Origin of the sequence: Priestia sp. SIMBA_032, assembly GCF_046535215.1 — a bacterium.
Taxonomy (GTDB): domain Bacteria; phylum Bacillota; class Bacilli; order Bacillales; family Bacillaceae_H; genus Priestia; species Priestia aryabhattai.
Genome location: NZ_JAWRXD010000402.1, coordinates 1 through 300 on the forward strand (window position 1 = coordinate 1; position 300 = coordinate 300).

Below are 300 nucleotides of genomic sequence, written 5' to 3' on the forward strand. Positions count from 1 at the left end.
CTAGATGGGCGTTCTTATCAAGAGATTTCAGAACAGTTAAACAGACATGTGAAATCTATTGATAACGCTTTACAGCGGGTGAAGAGGAAATTGGAACGATATATGGAAATGCGAGAAAGTACAACTTTAAATTCATAACAAATAACAAGTGCAACAGGTGTAAAATAAATCACCTGTTTTCTTTTGTAGACAGTACAAAATGCATGTCATTGACATTGTCTTTTATTGTATGATACATTTTTAGGGACATAATGTTACAAGGTTGGTGTAACTAATGAGGAAAAAAGTTGTACTCTCATG

At 33.3% G+C, this 300-nt stretch carries 1 protein-coding gene; it reads left to right on the plus strand.

The window, feature by feature from the left end:
- The coding region (locus tag SB717_RS34920) for a sigma factor-like helix-turn-helix DNA-binding protein (protein ID WP_410907469.1) at window positions 1–138 on the plus strand (138 nt) is incomplete at its 5' end.
- Window positions 139–300: the final 162 nt, after the last annotated feature.